General features: G+C 71.5%; 17 protein-coding genes. 14 read left to right on the top strand and 3 right to left on the bottom strand.

The window, feature by feature from the left end; translation table 11 throughout:
- The first annotated feature begins 16 nt into the window (after positions 1 to 16).
- From AB0947_RS18045 to AB0947_RS18005, 9 genes are all read left to right on the top strand, one after another.
- Positions 17 to 2,971, top strand: a complete 2,955-nt coding sequence (locus AB0947_RS18045; protein ID WP_366751304.1) for a M14 family zinc carboxypeptidase — start codon at positions 17 to 19, stop codon at positions 2,969 to 2,971.
- A 298-nt stretch (positions 2,972 to 3,269) separates the two neighbouring features.
- A complete protein-coding gene (gene gap, locus AB0947_RS18040) occupies positions 3,270 to 4,277 on the top strand; it encodes a type I glyceraldehyde-3-phosphate dehydrogenase (protein WP_366751303.1) in 1,008 nt (335 codons plus the stop codon).
- A gap of 136 nt (positions 4,278 to 4,413) precedes the next feature.
- Positions 4,414 to 5,625, top strand: coding sequence for a phosphoglycerate kinase (locus AB0947_RS18035; protein WP_366751302.1), 1,212 nt, complete (start codon positions 4,414 to 4,416; stop codon positions 5,623 to 5,625).
- Positions 5,626 to 5,628: 3 nt separating this feature from the next.
- A complete protein-coding gene (gene tpiA, locus AB0947_RS18030; RefSeq protein WP_366751301.1) occupies positions 5,629 to 6,405 on the top strand; it encodes a triose-phosphate isomerase in 777 nt (258 codons plus the stop codon).
- A gap of 107 nt (positions 6,406 to 6,512) precedes the next feature.
- Positions 6,513 to 6,749: a preprotein translocase subunit SecG gene (gene secG / locus AB0947_RS18025; RefSeq protein WP_014672006.1), complete on the top strand. Its 237-nt coding sequence runs from the start codon at positions 6,513 to 6,515 to the stop codon at positions 6,747 to 6,749.
- A gap of 203 nt (positions 6,750 to 6,952) precedes the next feature.
- Positions 6,953 to 7,288, top strand: a complete 336-nt coding sequence (locus AB0947_RS18020; protein WP_003976875.1) for an RNA polymerase-binding protein RbpA — start codon at positions 6,953 to 6,955, stop codon at positions 7,286 to 7,288.
- 198 nt (positions 7,289 to 7,486) lie between these two features.
- Positions 7,487 to 8,692 carry an MFS transporter gene (locus AB0947_RS18015; protein ID WP_366751495.1) on the top strand — a complete coding sequence of 402 codons (1,206 nt, stop codon included), beginning with the start codon at positions 7,487 to 7,489 and terminating at the stop codon, positions 8,690 to 8,692.
- Positions 8,693 to 8,744: 52 nt separating this feature from the next.
- Complete coding sequence (pgi, locus tag AB0947_RS18010; RefSeq protein WP_366751300.1) at positions 8,745 to 10,397, top strand: glucose-6-phosphate isomerase; 1,653 nt, start codon at positions 8,745 to 8,747, stop codon at positions 10,395 to 10,397.
- 122 nt (positions 10,398 to 10,519) lie between these two features.
- Entirely contained in the window at positions 10,520 to 11,302 is a 783-nt protein-coding gene (locus AB0947_RS18005) for a thioredoxin domain-containing protein (protein ID WP_366751299.1), read from the top strand.
- 24 nt (positions 11,303 to 11,326) lie between these two features.
- Here the strand turns inward: AB0947_RS18005 and AB0947_RS18000 are convergent, their stop codons facing one another.
- From AB0947_RS18000 to AB0947_RS17990, 3 genes are read right to left on the bottom strand one after another with little or no spacing between them, the layout of a single operon-like run.
- A complete protein-coding gene (locus AB0947_RS18000; RefSeq protein ID WP_366751494.1) occupies positions 11,327 to 13,609 on the bottom strand; it encodes an FtsX-like permease family protein in 2,283 nt (760 codons plus the stop codon).
- 20 nt (positions 13,610 to 13,629) lie between these two features.
- On the bottom strand, positions 13,630 to 14,382 hold the full coding sequence (locus AB0947_RS17995; RefSeq protein ID WP_366751298.1) for an ABC transporter ATP-binding protein: 753 nt from the start codon (positions 14,380 to 14,382) through the stop codon (positions 13,630 to 13,632).
- Positions 14,379 to 14,894 (bottom strand): PadR family transcriptional regulator, encoded by a 516-nt coding sequence (locus AB0947_RS17990; RefSeq protein WP_366751297.1) that lies wholly within the window; start codon positions 14,892 to 14,894, stop codon positions 14,379 to 14,381. The genes AB0947_RS17995 and AB0947_RS17990 overlap by 4 nt, the downstream gene beginning before the upstream one ends.
- Before the next feature lie 123 nt (positions 14,895 to 15,017).
- Here AB0947_RS17990 and AB0947_RS17985 point away from each other — a divergent pair, with 123 nt between their 5' ends.
- From AB0947_RS17985 to AB0947_RS17965, 5 genes are all read left to right on the top strand, one after another.
- Entirely contained in the window at positions 15,018 to 16,289 is a 1,272-nt protein-coding gene (locus AB0947_RS17985; protein WP_366751296.1) for an ABC transporter substrate-binding protein, read from the top strand.
- Positions 16,290 to 16,460: 171 nt separating this feature from the next.
- A complete protein-coding gene (locus AB0947_RS17980) occupies positions 16,461 to 18,071 on the top strand; it encodes a glycoside hydrolase family 13 protein (protein WP_366751295.1) in 1,611 nt (536 codons plus the stop codon).
- A gap of 32 nt (positions 18,072 to 18,103) precedes the next feature.
- Positions 18,104 to 19,429: an ABC transporter substrate-binding protein gene (locus tag AB0947_RS17975; RefSeq protein ID WP_366751294.1), complete on the top strand. Its 1,326-nt coding sequence runs from the start codon at positions 18,104 to 18,106 to the stop codon at positions 19,427 to 19,429.
- A gap of 10 nt (positions 19,430 to 19,439) precedes the next feature.
- Entirely contained in the window at positions 19,440 to 20,795 is a 1,356-nt protein-coding gene (locus AB0947_RS17970) for an ABC transporter permease subunit (protein WP_366751293.1), read from the top strand.
- 10 nt (positions 20,796 to 20,805) lie between these two features.
- Positions 20,806 to 21,645 carry a carbohydrate ABC transporter permease gene (locus tag AB0947_RS17965; protein ID WP_366751292.1) on the top strand — a complete coding sequence of 280 codons (840 nt, stop codon included), beginning with the start codon at positions 20,806 to 20,808 and terminating at the stop codon, positions 21,643 to 21,645.
- The last annotated feature ends 33 nt before the right edge of the window (positions 21,646 to 21,678 follow it).

The raw sequence follows: 21,678 nt of genomic DNA, 5'->3' as shown, positions 1-21,678 counted from the left end.
ACCGCTAGGGGGGTTCATGAGACACAGAGCGAGATCGATCCTCGCTGTCGGCGCGCTTCTGATCGGCGGAGCGAGCCTCGCACCCATCGCCCGGGCACAGAACGCAGGCCCGGTGCCGTCCGGGCCGGAAGAGGTCAGGGTCTACCGCGCCGAGGTCACCAGGCAGCAGGTACCCCTGCTGCTCAAGGCCGGCCAGGACGGCCAGGAGCTCGGGGAGCAGGTGAGCGGACGCGGCCGGACCGAGGTCGAGGTCTACCTCACCGGCAGGCAGGCGGCGCACCTGCGCGAGCAGGGCGTCGGCCTCACCGAGCACGCGCTCTCGGCCAAGGCGCAGGCCAGGGTCGAGGACGCCGGCCAGGGCGTGTTCCGCCCGTACAGCGGACGCGGCGGGCTGAAGGAGGAGATCCTCCGGACCGCCCAGGCCCACCCCGGCCTCACCAAGGTCGAGTCCATCGGCAGGACCCTGGGCGGTCAGGACATCCTCGCGCTCAAACTGACCAGGAACGCGGGGAAGGCGAAGGACGGCTCCCGACCCGCCGTGCTCTACATGTCCAACCAGCACGCGCGTGAGTGGATCACGCCGGAGATGACCCGGCGCCTGATGCACTACTACCTGGACCGCTACACGACCGACCGGCGCGTCAAGAAGATCGTCGACACGACCGAGCTGTGGTTCGTCCTGTCGGCCAACCCGGACGGCTACGACTACACCTTCAAGGACTCCGGCACCCGCCTGTGGCGCAAGAACCTGCGCGACGTCAACGGCGACGGGGTCATCAGCACGGGCGACGGCGTCGACCTCAACCGCAACTTCCCCTACAAGTGGGGCTACGACGACGAGGGTTCGTCGCCCAACCCCACCAGCCAGACCTACCGCGGCGCCGGCCCGGGCTCCGAGCCCGAGACCAAGGCCCTCGACGCCTTCGAGAAGCGCGTCGGCTTCCGGTACGGCATCAACTACCACTCCGCCGCCGAACTCCTCCTCTACGGCGTCGGCTGGCAGGTGGCCACCCCGACCCCCGACGACGTCCTCTACAAGGCGCTCGCCGGCACCCCGGGCAACTCCGCCGTCCCGGGCTACCACCCGCAGGTCTCCTCGGAGCTGTACACCACCAACGGCGAGGCGGACGGCCACGCGTCGAACGTCAACGGGATGGCGATGTTCACCCCGGAGATGTCGACCTGTCAGACCGCGTCGGACGCCGACCCGGACGACGCCTGGAAGAGCCAGGACTGCCAGTCCGTCTTCAACTTCCCCGACGACGAGAAGCTGATCCAGCAGGAGTTCGCCAAGAACGTCCCGTTCGCGCTCTCCGTCGCCGAGACCGCCGTGCACCCCGACGAGCCGGTCTCCTCGGTCGGTCTGAGCGCCGCCGACTTCACCCCGGCCGCGTTCTCCACGTCGTACTCCCGCGGCGCGGACCAGGAGGTCTCGGTCGTCGTGCGCAAGGCGCTCCGGGACAAGCGGCTCAGGTACCGCGTCAACGGCGGCCGTACGCGCGACCGGGCGCTGAAGCACTGGAAGGGCGGAGAGACGTACGGCGGTGAGGACGACCTCTACTTCGACGAGTACCGGGCGAAGGTGCGGGACGGCGAGCCCGGCGACAAGGTCGAGGTGTGGTTCACCGGCCGGACCGGGCGCGGGAAGAAGGTCTCCAGCACCCACTTCACCTACACCGTCGCGAAGCGGGCGACGGCCGACACCCTGGTGGTCGCCGAGGAGGGCACGGCCGCCGCGCGGGCGCGGACGTACGTGGACGCGCTGAAGGGCGCCGGGCACCGGGCGCTGGTGTGGGACGTGGCCACGCAGGGCGCCCCGGACGCGCTCGGCGTGCTGGGGCACTTCCGGACGGTCGTCCACTACTCCGGCGCGGGCGGCCCCGCCAACGCCACCCAGCTCCAGCTGCGCGCCTACCTCAACGAGGGCGGCAGGCTGGTCGAGGCCGGCGAGCTGGCCGGCGGCAGCGTCGACCTAGGCGACGGCACCCTGTCCGACGACTTCAGCCAGTACTACCTGGGCGCCTACAGCCGTACGTCGACCAAGGGGGCCACCGGTTTCACCGGCTCCGGCGCGCTCGACGGCTTCACCGGGGCCCTCGGCGACGCGCCCGGCAACCCGCTCGACAAGGCCGGCACCTACGGCGTCACCTCCGACGAGCTGCCGGTCGCAACCCACCCGCAGTTCAAGAGCGCGGGCGCGGGCACCTTCGCGGGCACCGTCAACCCGTACGGTCCGTACACCGGCGCCTCGATGGCCGCCGCCGTGCACACCGACGACGCCTACAAGCGCCTCTCCCGCACCGTCGACCTCACCGGGGTCACCGCCGCCGACAAGCCGGCCCTGACCACCCGGCTGCTGTGGGACACCGAGCCCGGCTACGACCACGCGGTGTTCGAGGCGCACACCGCCGGCGCGGACGACTGGACGACCCTGCCGGAGACCGGCGGGGCCACGCAGGCGGCCGTGCCGGAGGACTGCGGGGCCGGCTTCCTGATCGGTGAGCACCCGTGGCTGAAGCACTACCTGACGCTCACGGGCAACACCTGCACCGCGACCGGCACCACCGGCGCGTGGCACAGCCTCACCGGCAGCTCCGGCGGCTGGCGGCAGGTGAGCTTCGACCTGAGCGCGTACGCCGGGAAGTCCGTCGAGATCTCCATCAGCTACATCACCGACCCCGGCAGCGGCGGGCACGGTGTCCTCGCCGACGACGCCTCGCTGGTCGTCGGCGGCACGGCACGGGAGACCGAGGGCTTCGAGTCACCCCTCGGCGCTTGGAAGGCGGCCGGACCACCCGCCGGCAGCCCGGCGGTGCTGAAGGACTGGACGCGCACGGGAACCCTGTTCCAGACGTACGGAGCGGTCACCACGGACGACACCGTGCTGCTCGGTTTCGGGCTGGAACAGGTGCCGTCGGCGGCCGATCGGACGGCGCTGCTGCGCAAGGCGTTCGACTCGCTCGACAGGTGAGCGCGCCCCCCTCTCAGGGGTGCGCGCGAGGGGTGCGCATCAAGTGAGCCGACCCGCTCACGAACGAGTGAAAACGGCGTCGGAAGCGCCCCGCGTTCCGTAGCAAATACGGGTGAATCCATTGCCGATCCGAGGCGGTCCGTACCCCTACTGACAGGTACGGACCGCCTGCCCGTGTATGGGACATCTCGATGTCACCTCGGGGCCCGCAGAGAGGTAGGGTCGGTGGTGGTCGGGGACATCCCAAACAGAGCTCGCCGGCACCGCATGGCCGGCGTACCAACGAGGAGATCGGTTCGTGACGATCCGCGTAGGCATCAACGGCTTCGGCCGCATCGGGCGTAACTACTTCCGCGCGCTGCTGGAGCAGGGAGCGGACATCGAGGTCGTGGCTGTCAACGACCTGGGTGACACCGCGACCACCGCTCACCTGCTCAAGTACGACACGATCCTGGGCCGCCTCAAGCAGGAGGTCACCCACACCGCCGACACCATCACGGTCGACGGCCACACCATCAAGGTGCTGTCCGAGCGCAACCCGGCCGACATTCCGTGGGGCGACCTGGGCGTCGACATCGTCATCGAGTCGACCGGCATCTTCACCAAGAAGGAAGACGCCGCCAAGCACATCGCCGGCGGCGCGAAGAAGGTCCTCATCTCGGCTCCGGCCAAGGACGAGGACATCACCATCGTGATGGGCGTCAACCAGGACAAGTACGACGCGGCGAACCACCACGTCATCTCCAACGCCTCCTGCACCACCAACTGTGTGGCGCCGATGGCGAAGGTCCTCGACGAGAACTTCGGCATCGTCCGGGGTCTGATGACCACGGTGCACGCGTACACGAACGACCAGCGCATCCTGGACTTCCCGCACAAGGACCTGCGCCGCGCCCGTGCCGCCGCCGAGAACATCATCCCGACCACCACTGGTGCCGCCAAGGCCACCGCCCTGGTCCTGCCGCAGCTCAAGGGCAAGCTGGACGGCATCGCCATGCGCGTCCCGGTCCCGACCGGCTCCGTCACCGACCTGGTCGTGGAGCTGGGCCGCGAGGTCACCAAGGAAGAGGTCAACGCCGCCTTCCAGAAGGCCGCCGAGGGTGAGCTGAAGGGCCTCCTCGACTACACGGAGGACCCGATCGTCTCCTCCGACATCGTCAACGCCCCGGCCTCCTGCACCTTCGACTCCTCCCTGACCATGGTCCAGGAGGGCAAGAACGTGAAGGTCATCGGCTGGTACGACAACGAGTGGGGCTACTCCAACCGCCTCGTCGACCTCACGGTCTTCGTCGGCAACCAGCTCTGATCGCCGAAGCAGGACCCCGAAGTGGGAGCAGGGCCCGTGCAGCGCACCGCCGCGCTGTCCGGGCCCTGTCCCACGTACTGACCACGTCCTTTTACGATCAGGTGCACCACGAGCCCTCCTGTAGGAGTCCACTCCCATGAAGACGATCGACGAACTTCTCGCCGACGGCGTGAGCGGCAAGCGGGTCTTCGTCCGCGCCGACCTCAACGTGCCGCTCGCCGACGGGACGATCACCGACGACGGCCGCATCCGCGCCGTGCTGCCCACCGTCAAGGCCCTCGCGGACGCGGGCGCCAAGGTGATCGTCGCCTCGCACCTGGGCCGCCCCAAGGGTGCCCCGGACCCCGCCTTCTCGCTGCTGCCCGCCGCCGAGCGCCTCGGTGAACTGCTCGGCGCCCCGGTCGCCTTCGCCCAGGACACCGTCGGTCCCGCCGCCCACGACGCCGTCGACGGCCTCCAGCCCGGCCAGGTCGCGGTCATCGAGAACCTGCGCTTCAACCCCGGCGAGACGTCCAAGGACGACACCGAGCGCGGTGAGTTCGCCGACCGGCTGGCCGCCCTCGCCGACGTCTACGTCGGTGACGGCTTCGGCGCCGTGCACCGCCGGCACGCCTCCGTCTACGACCTCCCGGCCCGGCTGCCGCACTACGCCGGCTACCTGATCGCCACCGAGGTCGGCGTCCTGAAGAAGCTCACCGAGGACGTCAAGCGGCCCTACGTCGTCGCGCTCGGCGGCGCCAAGGTCTCCGACAAGCTCGCCGTCATCGACCAGCTGCTCGGCAAGGCCGACCGGCTCCTGATCGGCGGCGGCATGGCCTACACCTTCCTCAAGGCCAAGGGCTACGAGGTCGGCATCTCCCTCCTCCAGGAGGACCAGGTCCCGGTCGTCGCGGAGTACATGGAGCGCGCCGAGAAGCAGGGCGTCGAGCTGTTGCTCCCCGTCGACGTCGTGGTCTCCCGGACCTTCCCGGACCTGAAGACCAAGGCGCCCACCGAGAACACCGTGGTCGACGCGGACAAGATCCCCGCCGACCAGGAGGGCCTGGACATCGGCCCGAGGACCCGAGAGCTCTACGCCTCGAAGCTCGCCGACGCCGCAACCGTCTTCTGGAACGGTCCCATGGGCGTCTTCGAGCACCCCGACTACGCCGAGGGCACCAAGACGGTCGCCCAGGCACTCGTCGACACGGACGGCTTCACCGTCGTCGGCGGCGGTGACTCCGCCGCGGCCGTGCGCACGCTCGGCTTCGACGAGAACGCATTCGGCCACATCTCGACCGGTGGCGGCGCCTCCCTCGAATACCTCGAGGGCAAGACGCTCCCCGGCCTCGCCGCACTGGAGGACTGACCCTTGAGCACGCGCACGCCGCTGATGGCGGGCAACTGGAAGATGAACCTCAACCACCTGGAGGCCATCGCACACGTCCAGAAGCTCGCGTTCGCCCTGGCCGACAAGGACTACGACGCCGTCGAGGTCGCCGTCCTGCCGCCCTTCACCGACCTGCGCTCCGTGCAGACCCTGGTCGACGGCGACAAGCTCAAGATCAAGTACGGCGCCCAGGACATCTCCCCGCACGACTCCGGCGCCTACACGGGCGAGATCTCCGGCCCGATGCTGGCCAAGCTGAAGTGCACTTACGTGGCGATCGGCCACTCCGAGCGGCGCCAGTACCACAACGAGACCGACGAGCTGGTCAACGCCAAGGTCAAGGCCGCGTACAAGCACGGCCTCACCCCGATCCTGTGCGTCGGCGAGGAGCTGGACGTCCGCGAGGCGGGCGACCACGTCAGCCACACCCTCGCCCAGGTCGAGGGCGGTCTGAAGGACCTGCCGGCCGAGCAGGCCGGGACGATCGTGATCGCCTACGAGCCGGTGTGGGCCATCGGCACCGGCAAGGTCTGCGGAGCCGGGGACGCCCAGGAGGTCTGCGCCGCCATCCGCGCCAAGATCGCCGAGCTGTACTCCCAGGACGTGGCCGACCAGGTCCGCATCCAGTACGGCGGCTCCGTGAAGTCGGGCAACGTCGCCGAGATCATGGGGCAGGCCGACATCGACGGCGCCCTGGTCGGCGGTGCCTCGCTGGACGCCGACGAGTTCGTCAAGATCGTGCGTTTCCGCGACCAGTGATCACGTCCGTGAGTAGGCGGTAGCGGCGATACGTCGTACTCTTGCGGGGGCACAGCCGGGTGCTGTGCCCCCGTCGTCCATCCGAGTCCGAGGAAGTTGGTCCAGCCGTGGTTTTGGGGTTCTCGATCGCCCTGATCATCTTCAGCCTGCTGCTGATGCTGCTGGTGCTGATGCACAAGGGAAAGGGCGGCGGCCTCTCCGACATGTTCGGTGGCGGCATGCAGTCCTCCGTCGGCGGCTCCTCGGTCGCCGAGCGCAACCTCGACCGGATCACCATCGTGGTCGGCCTGCTGTGGTTCGCGTGCATCATCGTCCTCGGCATGCTGATCAAGACGAACAGCTGACACGCGAGCAGTACATTCCGCACGTAAAGCCCCATGTTCGGTACGCGCTCCTGAGCGCGGCCTATCATGGGGCTTGCGTCTTTGTGTGGGGGCCGGTAACTCCAATCACTGGACGCGCGTTGGGCCTTACGTAGACTGAGGCGCTCGCGGCGAAGCGAAACGCCGACTCGCTTCGCGGCACCATCACGCAGGGAGTTACGACCGTGGCAAGTGGCAACGCGATCCGAGGAAGCCGGGTCGGGGCGGGGCCGATGGGCGAGGCCGAGCGCGGCGAGTCCGCGCCGCGTCTGCGCATCTCCTTCTGGTGCTCCAACGGGCACGAGACGCAGCCCAGCTTCGCCAGCGACGCGCAGGTGCCCGAGACCTGGGACTGCCCGCGCTGCGGCTTCCCGGCCGGCCAGGACCGGGACAACCCGCCGGACCCGCCGCGCACCGAGCCGTACAAGACGCACCTGGCGTACGTGCGGGAGCGGCGCAGCGACGCGGACGGCGAGGCGATCCTCGCCGAGGCGCTCGCCAAACTGCGCGGCGAGATCTAGGAGTTGTGACCGGCCGGGTGCCCGCGGGCGCCTGGCCGGAGCCGTTCCCGCCCCGCCGCGGACGGCCCGTTGTCAGTGGTGCCCTCTACGGTGTGCTCATCGGTGCATCGTGAGGGGGCGGGCATGGCTGCGGTCGGGACGGCGAGCAGGGGGGCACCCGCCTGGCGCGGGGGATTCGGCCGGCTGTGGACGGCGGCCGTGGTCTCCCGGTTCGGTGACGCGTTGCGCACGACCGCGCTGCCGTTGCTGGCCGTGAGCCTCACCGACGAGCCCCTCGTCATCGCCTCCGTCACCGCCTCCGTCACCGCCTGCGGCTATCTGCCCTGGCTGCTGTTCGGGCTGTTCGGCGGTGCCGTGGCGGACCGCGTCGACCAGCGGCGGGCGATGTGGCTCGTGGACACGGTGCGGGGTCTGCTCGTCGCCGGTTTCGCCCTCGCCGTGGGCCTCGGGCACGCCGCCGTCCCCCTGCTGATCGCCCTCGCCTTCTCCCTCACCGCGCTCCAGACGCTCTTCGACAACGCCTCCACGGCCCTGTTGCCCTCCCTGGTGGAGCGGGAGGCCCTGGGCGGCGCGAACGCCCGGCTGATGACGGGTCAGCAACTCGCGGGCGGACTGCTCGCGGGCCCGTTCGTGCCGCTGTTGCTGGCGGCCGGGGCGTTCATGCCGTTCGCGGCGGACGCGGGCACGTACCTGGTGGCCGCCGCGCTGGTGGCGTCCCTGCGGATACGGCCGCCGGAGCGGGAGCCCCGCCCGGCCGGGAGCACCCTGCGCACGGAGATCGGGGAGGGCCTGCGCGCGCTGTGGCACGACCGGGTGCTCCGTGCGGTGTGCGCGGCCACACTGCTGTGCAACATCGGGATGGGCGCCCTGATCGCCACGCTGACCCTGCACGTCACCCGTTGGCTGCACGCGGGCGGCACCGGCTACGTCGCCGCCATGACGGCGTACTCGGCCGGCAGCCTGGCCGGCGGTCTCGTCGCCCAGCGGATCGCCCGCCGCACCGGCCGGGTGCGGGCCCTGCTGCTCGGCGGCACGCTCCAGACGGGGTCGCTGCTGCTCATCGGCTCCGTGCGGCACGTCGCCGCCCTGGTCGCCGGGATGCTGATGCTCGGTGCGATGACCATGGTCTGGAACGTCAACCAGGTCACCCTGATGCAGCAGCGCAGCCCCGAGTCCATGGTGGGCCGCATCGCCTCGGCCTTCCGTACGTCCTCCACCTCCGGTGCCCCGCTCGGCGCGTTCCTCGGCGGGGCCGTGGCCGGGCTGTACGGCCTCAACGCCCCCGCCCTGCTCGCGGCCGTCCTGTTCGCCGCGGCCGTCCTCGCGCTGATACCGAAACGCGAGCCGGACGTTTCCGTCGCTGCCCGCGCGGACAGCGTCTCCACCGCTCGTCCCGCGCGCTGATCAATTAGGTTGGAACGGCTGGGACAGGCACGAAAGAAGGCGGAAGTCGGACATGAACGCAGACGGCCGTACCAGGCTCAACCAGACGCCCGAGTGGACCGCTCTCGCCAAGCACCGGGAGGAGCTGGCGGACACCCATCTCAGGGACCTGTTCGCCGCCGATCCGGCGCGCGGCACCGGGTACACGCTCCAGGTCGGCGACCTGTACATCGACTACTCGAAGCACCTGGTCACCGACGAGACCCTGCGCCTGCTGCGCGAGCTGGCCGCGGCGACGGACGTCTTCGGCCTCAGGGACGCCATGTTCCGTGGCGAGAAGATCAACGTCACCGAGAACCGGGCCGTGCTGCACACCGCGCTGCGCGCCCGGCGCGACGCGGTGGTCGAGGTCGACGGCGAGAACGTGGTCCCGGCCGTGCACGCCGTGCTCGACAAGATGGCCGGGTTCGCCGAGCGGGTCCGCTCGGGCGAGTGGACCGGCCACACCGGCAAGCGCATCAAGAACGTGATCAACATCGGCATCGGCGGCTCGGACCTCGGGCCCGCGATGGCCTACGAGGTGCTGCGCTGCTTCGCCGACCGCGACCTCACGGTCCGCTTCGTCTCCAACGTGGACGGCGCCGACCTGCACGAGGCCACCCGGGACCTCGACCCGGCGGAGACGCTGTTCATCGTCGCCTCCAAGACCTTCACCACCATCGAGACCATCACCAACGCCACCTCGGCGCGGAAGTGGCTGCTGGCCGCGCTCGGCGACCAGTCCGCCGTGGCCAGGCACTTCGTCGCCCTGTCCACGAACGCCGAGAAGGTCGCCCAGTTCGGCATCGACACGGCCAACATGTTCGAGTTCTGGGACTGGGTCGGCGGGCGGTACTCGTACGACTCCGCGATCGGGCTCTCCCTGATGATCGCCATCGGCCCGGACCGGTTCCGTGAGATGCTGGACGGCTTCCGGATCGTCGACGACCACTTCCGCACCGCGCCGGCCGAGGACAACGTCCCGCTGCTGCTGGGGCTGTTGGGTATCTGGTACGACAACTTCCACGACGCCCAGTCGCACGCCGTGCTCCCGTACAGCCACTACCTCTCCAGGTTCACCGCGTACCTCCAGCAGCTGGACATGGAGTCCAACGGCAAGTACGTCGCCCGCGACGGCAAGCAGGTGGAGTGGCAGACCGGGCCGGTCGTGTGGGGCACGCCCGGCACCAACGGCCAGCACGCCTACTACCAGTTGATCCACCAGGGCACCAAGCTGATCCCGGCCGACTTCATCGGCTTCGCCCGGCCGGTCGCCGAGCTGAGCGGGGAACTCAAGGCCCAGCACGACCTGCTGATGGCCAACTTCTTCGCCCAGACCCAGGCGCTGGCCTTCGGCAAGACCGCCGAGGAGGTCCGTGCGGAGGGGGTGCCCGAGGAGCTGGTCCCGCACAAGACCTTCCAGGGCGACCGGCCGACCACGACGATCCTCGCCCGTGAGCTGACCCCGTCCGTCCTCGGCCAGCTCGTCGCCCTCTACGAGCACAAGGTGTTCGTGCAGGGCGCGGTGTGGAACATCGACTCCTTCGACCAGTGGGGCGTGGAGCTGGGCAAGGTGCTCGCCAAGCGCGTCGAGCCCGCGCTCACCGAGGGCGCCGACGTGCCCGGCCTGGACGCGTCGACGAAGGCACTGGTCGCCAAGTACCGGGAGCTGCGCGGCCGGAGCTGATCCGCGGCCGGAGCGGGCCCCGGCCGGAGCCGGTCCCGGCCGGGGCCCGTGGCGGCGATGTCCCCGCGCGCCTGGCCGCGCCCGTCCCCTAGGGTTCGGCTGGACCAGGGGAGGGGTGGCGCATGGTGCGCAGGGTGTTGGCCACGGCGGTCGCGGTGGCCGTGGCGGGAGTGGCGGCGGTGGGCTGCGACAGCGGACAGGAGCCGGCCGGGTCCAAGGACGGCCGGCCGCACCCCACGGCGACGGCGACGGCGAGGGCCGTACCGTACACCGGGCCGGCGGACATGCCGGAGCGGCTGGGGAACGACGGCACGACCATCATGGTCGGGGACGAGGCCGCCCCGCTGACCGTGCACCTGTACGAGGATCCGCGGTGCCCGGTGTGCGAGAGGTTCGAGACCACCGGTGGTGCGCCCCGGCTGCGCGAGGCGACCGTCCGGCGTGAGGTGAAGACCCAGTACACCCTCGCCTCCTTCCTGGACGCCCGGCTCGGCGGCACGGGGTCGCGCAAGGCGGTCAACGCCCTGCGGGCCGCGCTGGACAAGGGGAAGTTCGCCGAATACCACGACGTGCTCTACGCCCACCAGCCCGCCGAGAGCGTGGACGGGTTCACCGACACCTACCTGCTCAAGCTGGCGGGGCGGGTCCCGGGGCTGCGCGGACCGGACTTCGACTCGGCCGTCCGGACCATGAAGTACCGGACGTTCGTGACCAACAGCGAGGACGCGTACGAGAGGGCGGGCGGGCCGCGGGATCCCGAGGGCCCCGGCACCCCCACCGCCGAGATCAACGACGTACGCATCCCGGTGCGGTACAACGGCCTGCTGTTCGACGGGACGGCTTTCGGCAGCCTGCTGAAGAAGATCCGCGAAGACCCGGGAAGCTGGCGAGCCGCGTCCCCCTGAGCCGGCTGACGCTCCTGGGCCGGCTCAGGCCACCGCGCTCAGCGTGTCCGCGAGGCGCCGGCGGGCCGCGCGGGACGCGGGCAAGGCGGCCAGGGCCGCCGCCCCCACAACGGCGGCCGAGCCCAACAGGAGAAGCAGGCCGGGGGAGGGGGACTGGGCGATCCCGGCGCCGATGCCGCTGGAGCCGCCCTGGGCGTCGATCAGCCGGCGGGCCAGCGGCAGCCCCAGCGCCGTACCGGTGACGACCGCCGCGAGGGCCGTGCAGCTCGTCGCCGTGACGGTGATCGCGGTGATCTGCCGTGGCGACATGCCGATCGCCCGGAGCGCCAGTACGTCCCGCTCACCCTCGCGGACGCTGCCGCCGATCGCGGTGAGCAGTTCCACCAGCCCGATCAGCGCCAGGACGGCGATCAGTCCGGCGACGACTCCGCGCAGCGGGGACAGTCCGTCGGCGGGGTTCGCCACGGCGTGCACCTCCAGGTGGCCGTGGCCGGCCGAGGCGAGCGCGGCGGCCACGCGGCGTCGGTCCGCACCCGGGCGCAGCCGCAGCTCGTAGAAGGCCGGGGACAGCTCCGGGTCGTTCTCCCGGAGGGTGTCCAGGGAGGTGGTGACGACCCGGCCGGCGTTGCGCGGTTCCAGGGCGCGGCCCACGATGTGCAGGATCTGCGGCCGGTCGCCCACCGTCATGCGCACCCAGTCGCCGACCCGCGCGTCCAGCAGGTCGAGCAGGCCCTGGCCGGCCACCGCCTCGTCCGGACCGCGGGCGGCGCGGCCCTCGGCGAGGGCGTAGGGGTAGGGCTCGGCGCGGGTGCCGACGCCGCGCAGGGCGATGGTCCCGGTCTGGCCGGGGACCAGCGCGGCCACCTCGACGCCCGGATAGGCGGCGGCGACCCGGGGGTCGTGCGCCAGCACGCCGCGTACGCCGGAGGCGTCCAGGGCGCCGTCCGAGCGGACCGTGAGCGCCGTCGGCAGGCCCACCCGCTCGGGGCTGCTGTGGAGGCGGTCGATCGTGGTCCAGGCGCTGAGCGCCACCACGATCAGCAGCAGCGGCAGCGTCAGCCGGGCCACGGTGGCCAGTGACCGGCCGCGCCCCGCGAACGCCTTGTGGCAGCCGAGGACCAGCGCGGCCGGCAGCCGCAGCCCCAGCGCCCGCCGGGCCGCCCCGCTCAGCCGCCCGCCCGCCGGCGCGGCCGGGCGCGGCACCGGGACCGGCGGCACCCGGCCCGCCCGCCAGGCCGCGAGCCCCGTGGTCAGACCGATGAACAGCACCGCCCCCGCGGGCACCGCGCACAGCGCCAGGGTGTGCCCGGGCAGCCCCTGCCACACACCCACCGCGTCCCCGAGCCGCCCCGGGACCCGGTTGCCCAGCCCCTCGGTGAGCGCGGCCGCGGCAACCGCGCCGAGCAGCGCGTACGCCAGGTGCTGGAGCAGGAAGATCCGTACGACCTGGCCGGGTGTGAAGCCGATCGCCTTCAGCACCGACAGGTCCCGCAGGTGCCCGCGGATGCGGGTCGCGATGGCGCCGTGCACCGCGAACCCGGCGGCGGCGAGGGCACCCAGGCCGAACAGCCCGAGCACCTGGCCGAGCAGCCGGTTGTCGCCCTGTGCCTCGGCGCGGGCCTGCTGCCAGGTGGAGACCTCGCCGACCGCGCCGGCGCCCAGCACGGTGACGGCCCGCTGGACGGCGTAGTCGGTGTCGGAGGGGTCGCCGAGCCGCAGCCCGATGACCTGCCCGGCCGGGGCCCGCACGGCGGACGGCAGCGCCCACAGCAGACCGGGCTGCTCGCCGGGGCGGTACGGGGGTTCGGCGCTGTCCGCGATGCCCTCGACGGTGAGCGTGCGCGCCGTGCCGGGCAGGGTCAGGGTGTCGCCCGGCTCGGCCAGCAGGGCCCGCGCCAGGCTGCTCTCCAGCACCACGCCGTCCGGCGCCGCCGGGTCCAGCCAGTGCCCGGAGGTGAGCAGGGGCCGGCCCACGGAGGGCAGGTCGGGAGTGGCGCGCAGTTCGACGGAGGCGCGGGTGCCGCGGACGGCGACGGTGGCGGACTCGGCACGGTAGGGGCCGGCGACGGAGGTGACCCCGTCCAGCCGGGCCAGCGCGCGGGCGTCGGCGGACGGCACGGTGTGCAGCCAGACGTGGGCGCCGTGCGCCTCGGCGAAGGTGCGCTGCCAGGGGTTCGTGGCGTAGCCGAACAGGGCGGCGGCGAGCAGCAGCGAGGCGACGATGCCCGCGGTGGCCAGCACCAGGAACAGCGCCTCGCCGCGGTGGGTGCGCAGGTCGGAGTGGGCCCAGCGCAGGGTGGCCCGCACATCCCTCAGGTCCAGCACGCTCAGTCCCTCAGCTCCAGCACGCCGGATATGCCGCTGCGCCGGGGCGGCGGCGCGCCGTCCAGGGCCGCGTCGTCGGCGATGCGGCCGTCGAAGAAGCTGATCACGCGGTCGGCGGCGCTGGCCAGCCGGGCGTCGTGGGTGACCAGCACGATGGTCTGGCCGCGCCCGTGGAAGCGGGACAGCAGCCGCATCACCTCGCGGGTGCCCTTGCTGTCCAGGCTGCCGGCCGGCTCGTCCGCGAGCAGCAGCGGCGGATGGTTGACCAGCGCCCGGGCGAGCGCGACCCGCTGCTGCTCGCCGCCGGACAGCTCGCCCGGCATGCTGCGCTCCTTGCCCTCCAGGCCCAGCTCGGCGAGCAGCGCCTCCCGCTCGGCGCGGGCCTTCTTCGGCGCGACACCGGCCAGCAGCGCGGGCAGCTCCACGTTGTCGGCGACCGACAGGTTCGAGACCAGGTTGAAGAACTGGAAGACGATCCCGATGGCCTTCCTGCGCTCCACGGCCCAGCGGGCCTCGCTGAAGGAGTCCGTGCACCGGCCGTCGAGCCAGACGCTGCCCTCGTCCGGCCGCTGGAGCCCGCCGAGCAGGTGCAGCAGCGTGGACTTGCCCGCGCCGGACGGCCCGGTGACCGCGACGAACTCGCCGCGGGCCACGGCGAGGTCGACCCCGCGCACGGCGTGCGCGGGCGCGCCCTCGCCGTAGTGGGTCTTCACCAGCCTCTCGGCGCGCAGCACCGGAGCGTGCCCGTCACTCACTCCAGACCCTCCAGTTCCTCCTGGCACCGCTCCAGCCAGTCGAGGTCGGCCTGGAGGTGCAGCATCGCGCCCTCGATCAGCAGCTGGGCGATTCGGTTGTCCCGGCTCTCGGCCGCGGCCAGTCTCGACAGGTTGCGCATGGTGGTGAGGTACTGGCGCCGCTGCCGGTTGATGAGGGCGATCTGGTCGGCGAGACCGGTCTGCGGGGCGAGGGCGAGCTTCATGAAGAACTCGTCCCGCACCCGCGGCTCGTCCTCGGTCTCCTCGAACCAGGCGAGCAGCGCCTCGCGCCCGGCGTCGGTGAGGTGGTAGACCTTCTTGTTCGGCCGGCTGGACTGCTCGACGTCCTCGCCCTCGATCAGCCCGGACTTCTCCAGACGGCCGAGGGTGACGTAGATCTGGCCGACGTTCGGCTGAGGGTACGCGGCGCCCAGCAGTTGCTCAAGGCCCTGCTTCAGCTCGTAGCCGTGGGCCGGGCCGCGGGCGAGGAGTGCCAGGAGGGGCAGGCGCACTCGTGCTGTCCTCCTGTCTGCTCCATGTGCTCCAGGCCCTAGTATCGCGCATACCTAACAGGTATACATGGCCTCTGTCCCCGGGCGAGGGTGCCCGTGGTGCCGGTGTACAGGGAGGAACCTATGCGGTGGATGCGCGCCGCCGGTAGGGGCCTTCTCGTTCTCGTCGTGGTCATGGCCGGGTATGTGGCCTCCGGAGCCCGCGCCGACGAGGGCGCGGGAGGCGGCCGGGGCCCGCTCACGCTGGCCACCGCGGGTGACCTCACCGGCTATCTCGGCCCGCTGCTCCAGGGCTGGAACCGCACCCACCCCGGCGAGATGGTCACCCTGGTCGAGCTGCCGGACTCCGCCGACGAGACGCACGCGCAGATGACGACCGACCTGCGCGGCGGCGACCGGGGCCGGTTCGACGTCCTCAACATCGACGTCGACTGGACCTCCGAGTTCGCGGCGGCCGGCTGGATCCGCCCGCTGCCCCGCGACCGCTTCTCGCTGGCCGGCTTCCTGCCGCCGGTCGTGGACACGGCGACCTACGAGGGACGGCTGTACGCGGTCCCGTACGTCACGAACGCCGGACTCCTGCTGTACCGCAAGGACATCCTCGACCAGGAGGGGGTGTCCCCGCCGCGCACCTGGGCCGAGCTGGAGCACGACGCGAGGACCATCGCGCCGAAGTACGGACTCGGCGGCTACGCGGGCCAGTTCCTGCCCTACGAGGGCCTCACCGTGAACGCGGCCGAGGCCGTGTACTCGGCGGGCGGCACCATCCTCGGCGGCGAGGGCACCCGCGTCACCGTCGACTCGGCCGCCGCCCGCGAGGGCATCGGCTTCCTCGCCCGCGGCATCCGCGAGGGCTGGATCCCGAGGCAGGCGCTGACGTACAAGGAGGAGGAGTCCAAACAGGCCTTCCAGGACGGAAGGCTGCTCTTCCTGCGCAACTGGCCCTACGCCTACGCCGTCGCCTCCGCCCCGGGTTCCAGGGTCGCCGGGAAGATCGGCGCCGTGCCGCTGCCGGGGCCGGACGGGCCGGGGACGAGCGTCCTCGGCGGCTCCAACCTCGCGGTCAACACCCACGCCCGGCACCCGGACTCCGCCGCGCGCCTGATCGCCTACCTCACCAGCGCGCCCGTGCAGCGCCAGGTGCTCACGCGGGGCGCGCTGCCGCCGGTGCGCGCCGGGCTCTACGAGGACCCCGCGCTCATCCGGCGGTTCCCCTATCTGCCGACCCTGCGCACCGCCGTCCTCACCGCCCGGCCGCGCCCCAAGAGCCCGCACTACGACCAGGTCAGCCTGGCCGTGCAGGCGGTCGTGCAGGACGCGCTCACCGGGCGGCAGACGCCCGGGCAGGCCGTGCGCCGGCTGGCGCGCGAACTCGACGCCATCGCCAGCCGATAGCCGGCAGCCGATAGCCGGTCACGAGTCGACCTCTAGTTACTTGTTAGGTAACGCGGACATCTCAACTGGCTGCCGACTGCCCCGGTAAGTCCGAATTTGTGACGCCAACTCCTCGGTAGCTTCTGTTCTTTTCGTTGACACCGTCGCGACACGCCTACCTAACATGCATGCATGTTGAGTAAGGACCACTGGTGGCGGGACGCCGTGATCTACCAGGTCTACGTCCGCAGCTTCCTGGACAGCACCGGCGACGGCATCGGGGATCTGGCCGGCGTCCGGGCCGGGCTGCCGTACCTGAAGAAGCTCGGCGTCGACGGGATCTGGCTGAGCCCCTTCTACCCCTCGCCGCAGCACGACCACGGCTACGACGTGGCCGACTACCGCGGTGTCGACCCGCTCTTCGGCGACCTCGCCGAGTTCGACCTGCTGATGGCCGCGGCCCGGCGCCTCGGCATCAAGGTGCTGCTCGACATCGTCCCCAACCACTGCTCCAGCGAGCACCCGTGGTTCCGCGAGGCCCTGGCCGCCGGGCCCGGCAGCCCGGCCCGCGCCCGCTTCCACTTCGCCGACGGCCGCGGCCCCGACGGCAGCGAGCCGCCCAACAACTGGCACGCCATGTTCGGCGGACCCGCCTGGACCCGGGTCCCCGACGGCCAGTGGTACCTGCACATGTTCACGCCCGAACAGCCCGACTGGAACTGGCGCAACCCCGAGATTCCCGACGAGTTCGACCGGACCCTGCGGTTCTGGCTCGACCGGGGCGTCGACGGCTTCCGCATCGACGTCGCCGCCGGCCTGTTCAAGAACCCCGGACTGCCCGACTCCGACGACCCGGAGGCCGACGCCCGCACCCGCGACTCGGTCAACCCGCTCGCCTGGAACCAGCCCGAGGTGCACGAGGTGTGGCGCCGCTGGCGCTCCCTGTGCGAGGAGTACGCCGACCGGGACGGCCGCGAGCGCCTGCTCGTCGGCGAGGTCTCCGTCCCCACCGCCCGCGAACACGCCCTGTACGTCCGCCCCGACGAACTCCACCAGGCCTTCTTCTTCGACCTGCTTGGCGCCCCCTGGAACGCCGACGCCTTCCGCAAGGTCATCTCCGAGGCCATGCAGGACATCGCCGGCACCGGCTCCACGGTCACCTGGGTCCTCAACAACCACGACCAGGTCCGCACCGTCACCCGCTACGGCGAACCCGCCACCGAGGGCAGCGGTCTGGGCGCCGCCCGCGCCCGCGCCGCCGCGCTGCTGATGCTGGCGCTGCCCGGAGCCGCGTACATCTACCAGGGCGAGGAACTGGGCCTGCCCGAGGTCGTCGACCTGCCCGACGACGTGCTCACCGACCCGATCTTCCGGCGCACCGGCAGCCGCGCCCGCATCCGCGACGGCTGCCGGGTGCCGCTGCCCTGGTCCGGGCAGGCCTCCCCGTTCGGCTTCACCTCCGGTGTGGAGGGCGCCAAGCCCTGGCTGCCGCAGCCCGACTACTTCGCCGAGTACGCCACCGACCGCGCCCTCGCCGACACCCGCTCCTTCTGGCACCTGTACCGCGACGGTCTCCAACTGCGCACATCCCTGCCCCAGTTGGGTGAAGGCACGCTGCGCTGGCTGGACACCCCGCCGGACGTCCTCGCCTTCGTCCGCGGCGACGGCCTGGTCTGCGCCGTCAACTTCGGTACCGCCCCCGCCCCGGCGCCGGCCTCCGGCACCCCCCTGCTGTCCAGCGGCCCCTGCCCGCCCGGCGTCCTGCCCGGCGCCACGGCGGCCTGGTGGCTGAACGACCTGTGATCACCCGTCCCGCGATGAAAGGTCCGTCAACGATGATGCGACGACGCACGACCCTGCTCACCGGCTGCACCGCCCTCGCCCTGGCCCTCGGCGCCACCGCCTGCGGCGGCGGACCCGTCTCGGCGGGCGGCGGCGACAAGGCGCTCGGCGGCCAGACCGTCACCGTGGCCGGCGTCTGGTCCGGCAGCGAGCAGAAGAACTTCCAGAAGGTGCTGGACGCCTTCACCGAGAAGACCGGCGCGAAGACCCAGTTCGTCTCGACCGGCGACAACGTCTCCACGGTCGTCGGCAGCAAGATCGAGGGCGGCAACGCACCCGACGTCGTGATGGTCCCGCAGGTCGGCGTCCTGAACCAGTTCGCGCGGAAGGGCTGGCTCAAGCCGCTCTCGACGGCCGCCCAGCAGACCATCGACGCCGGCTACGCCCCCGTCTGGAAGAAGTACGGCAGCGTCGACGGCACCCTCTACGGCCTCTACTTCAAGGCCGCCCACAAGTCCACCGTCTGGTACAGCCCCGACGCCCTCGCCCAGGCCGGGGTCAAGCCGCCGAAGACGTACGACGAGCTGCTCAAGGCCGGTCACACCGTCTCCGACTCCGGCCTCGCCGCCTTCGCGGTCGCCGGACAGGACGGCTGGACCCTCACCGACTGGTTCGAGAACATCTACCTCTCCGAGGCCGGCCCCGAGAAGTACGACGCCCTCGCCGCGCACAAGCTCAAGTGGACCGACCCCACGGTGGTCAAGGCGCTCACCACCCTCGGCAAGCTCTTCAAGGACAAGCAGCTCATCGCCGGAGGCCGGAACGGAGCCCTGAACACCGACTTCCCCGGCTCCGTGGAGAAGGTGTTCGGACCCAAGCCCCAGGCCGGCATGGTCTACGAGGGCGACTTCGTCGCCGGCGTCGCCCACGACCAGTACGGCAAGGCGATCGGCAAGGACGCCGACTTCTTCCCCTTCCCGGCGGTCGGCGGCGGCACGGCACCCGTCGTCAGCGGCGGTGACGCGGCCGTCGTCCTCAAGGACGGCAAGAACGCAGGGGCCGGCATGAAGCTCGTGGAGTACCTGGCCACCCCCGAGGCCGCGGCCGTGTGGGCGAAGGCGGGCGGCTTCCTGTCCCCGAACCGGAAGCTGAGCCTGTCCGCGTACGGCGACGACGTCACCCGCGCCACCGCCAAGTCCCTCGTGGGCGCCGGGGACTCGGTCCGCTTCGACATGTCCGACCAGGCACCGGCGGCCTTCGGCGGCACCAAGGGCGCCGGCGAGTGGAAGCTCCTCCAGGACTTCCTGCGCGACCCGTCGGACGCGAAGGGCACGGCGGCGAAGCTCGAAGCCGCCGCGGCCAAGGCCTACCGGAACTGAGCGGCCCGCCATGACCGCCACCACTGTCGTCAAACAGCAGGCGGGCCCGCGTCCCGCCGCCGGCCCGGCGCCCGCGCGCCGCGGCCGGCGGCGCGGCCGGCTGATCGCCCTGCTCTTCGTCCTCCCCGCGCTGCTCCTGCTCGGCGCACTCGTCGTCTACCCGGTGCTGTTCTCCGTCGGCCGCAGTTTCTTCGACGCCTCCGGCACCCGGTTCGTCGGCGGCGACAACTACACCGAGATGTTCCGCGACCCGGCCACCCTCAAGGCCATCCGCAACACCACCATCTGGATCGTCGTCGCCCCCGCCCTGCTCACCGGCCTCGGCCTGATCCTGGCCGTCCTGGTGGAGAAGGTCCGCTGGGCGACGGCCTTCAAGCTGCTGCTCTTCATGCCGATGGCGGTGTCCTTCCTCGCCGCCGGCATCATCTTCCGCCTCGCCTACGACGAGGACCCGGACAAGGGCGTGCTCAACGCGGCCGTCGTCTCCGTCCACGACGCCTTCAAGGGCACCTCCACCTACCCGACCGCCCGGGGCCGCACCGGAGTCCTCACCCAGGACCGGGACGGCTCCTACCGCACGACCGCCTCGGCGGGCGACACCGTGGCGCTGCCGATGGTCGGCGTGCTGCCGGGGGACCTGCCCGGCAACGCCTCACCCGCCCGTACGGCCGCGGCACGCAAGGCCGCCCCCGGCGAACTGCGCGGTGTCGTCTACCTGGACTTCACCCCCGGCGGCGGAGGCAGGCAGGGCCAGGTCGACGCCAAGGAGAGCGGCCTGCCCGGCATGAAGGTCGAGGCGGTCCGCGACGGCGAGACGGTCGCGAGCGCGACCACCGCCGCCGACGGCTCCTTCCGCTTCGCCGGGCTCAAGCCGGGCCCGTACACGGTGAAGCTGCCGGAGTCGAACTTCGCCCCGCCCTACCAGGGCGTCTCCTGGCTCGGCCCGACCCTCGTCACCCCCGCGATCATCGGCGCCTACCTGTGGATCTGGACGGGTTTCGCGATGGTCCTGATCGGCGCGGGCCTGTCCACGCTGCCGCGCGACGCCCTGGAGGCCGCCCGGATGGACGGCGCCAACGAGTGGCAGATCTTCCGCCGGATCACCGTTCCGCTGCTCGCGCCCGTGCTCACCGTGGTCTTCGTGACCCTGGTGATCAACGTGATGAAGGTCTTCGACCTCGTCTACATCATCGCGCCCGGCCCGGTGCAGGAGGACGCCACCGTCCTCGCCACCCAGATGTGGCTGGTGTCCTTCGGCGGCGGCAACGACCAGGGCCTCGGCAGCGCCCTCGGCGTGCTCCTGCTGCTCCTGGTGATCCCCGCGATGGTGTTCAACGTCCGCCGTTTCCGCAGCAGTCAACGATGAGGAGTCACCGATGAACGCGATCAGGCGCGGCCTGGGCAGCGGCCTGGTGCAGGCCTTCCTGGTGGTCATCGGCCTGGTCTGGCTTACCCCGCTGGCCGGCCTGTTCCTGTCCTCCCTGCGCTCGGCCCAGGACACGGCGAAGGGCGGCTGGTGGACGGCGCTGGCCAGCCCCGGCCAGCTGTCCTTCGACAACTACTCGGCGCTGCTGAAGAACGCGGGCATCACCCAGGCGTTCTGGAACACCGTGCTGATCTCGGTGCCGGCCACCACCCTGGTCGTCGTCATCGCGGCCCTCGCCGGATACGCCTTCGCCTGGCTGGACTTCCCGCTGCGCGAGCCCGTCTTCCTGCTGGTGGTGGCCCTGCTGGTGGTGCCGGTGCAGATCGGCCTGCTGCCGGTCGCCAAACTCTTCGGCGCGCTGGGCCTGTTCGGCACGATCCCCGGTGTCGTCCTGTTCCACGTCGCCTACGGCCTCCCCTTCGCCGTCTTCCTGCTGCGGAACTACTTCGCGGAGATGCCGAAGGAGATGCTGGAGGCGGCACGGATGGACGGCGGCAGCGAGTGGCGCATCTTCACGCGCCTCGTCCTGCCGGTGGCCCGCCCGGCCATCGCCTCGCTCGCCATCTTCCAGTTCCTGTGGGTCTGGAACGACATGCTGGTCGCCCTGCTCTTCGCCGACAGCTCCTCGCAGCCGCTCACGGTGGAACTCCAGTCCCAGATCCGCCAGTTCGGCAGCAACATCGACGTCCTCGCCCCGGGCGCGTTCCTGTCCCTGATCGTGCCGGTGGTGGTGTTCTTCGCGTTCCAGCGGCACTTCGTGCAGGGCGTGATGGCGGGGTCGGTGAAATAGCGGCGGCGGGGGCCGCAGCCCCCGCCGCCGCTA

This window comes from Streptomyces sp. NPDC047841 (genome assembly GCF_040704085.1).
GTDB classification, from domain to species: Bacteria; Actinomycetota; Actinomycetes; order Streptomycetales; family Streptomycetaceae; genus Streptomyces; species Streptomyces argyrophylli.
Note: the sequence above shows the minus strand (reverse complement) of the source record. Positions and strands in the feature narration are given on the sequence as shown.

Coding starts and splice junctions, on each gene's coding strand:
- AB0947_RS17970 (WP_366751293.1), top strand. CDS start 19,440: ATGACCGCCACCACTGTCGTCAAACAGCAGGCGGGCCCGCGTCCCGCC.
- AB0947_RS17985 (WP_366751296.1), top strand. CDS start 15,018: ATGCGGTGGATGCGCGCCGCCGGTAGGGGCCTTCTCGTTCTCGTCGTG.
- AB0947_RS17965 (WP_366751292.1), top strand. CDS start 20,806: ATGAACGCGATCAGGCGCGGCCTGGGCAGCGGCCTGGTGCAGGCCTTC.
- AB0947_RS18045 (WP_366751304.1), top strand. CDS start 17: ATGAGACACAGAGCGAGATCGATCCTCGCTGTCGGCGCGCTTCTGATC.
- pgi (WP_366751300.1), top strand. CDS start 8,745: ATGAACGCAGACGGCCGTACCAGGCTCAACCAGACGCCCGAGTGGACC.
- AB0947_RS17980 (WP_366751295.1), top strand. CDS start 16,461: ATGTTGAGTAAGGACCACTGGTGGCGGGACGCCGTGATCTACCAGGTC.
- AB0947_RS18005 (WP_366751299.1), top strand. CDS start 10,520: ATGGTGCGCAGGGTGTTGGCCACGGCGGTCGCGGTGGCCGTGGCGGGA.
- AB0947_RS17975 (WP_366751294.1), top strand. CDS start 18,104: ATGATGCGACGACGCACGACCCTGCTCACCGGCTGCACCGCCCTCGCC.
- AB0947_RS18035 (WP_366751302.1), top strand. CDS start 4,414: ATGAAGACGATCGACGAACTTCTCGCCGACGGCGTGAGCGGCAAGCGG.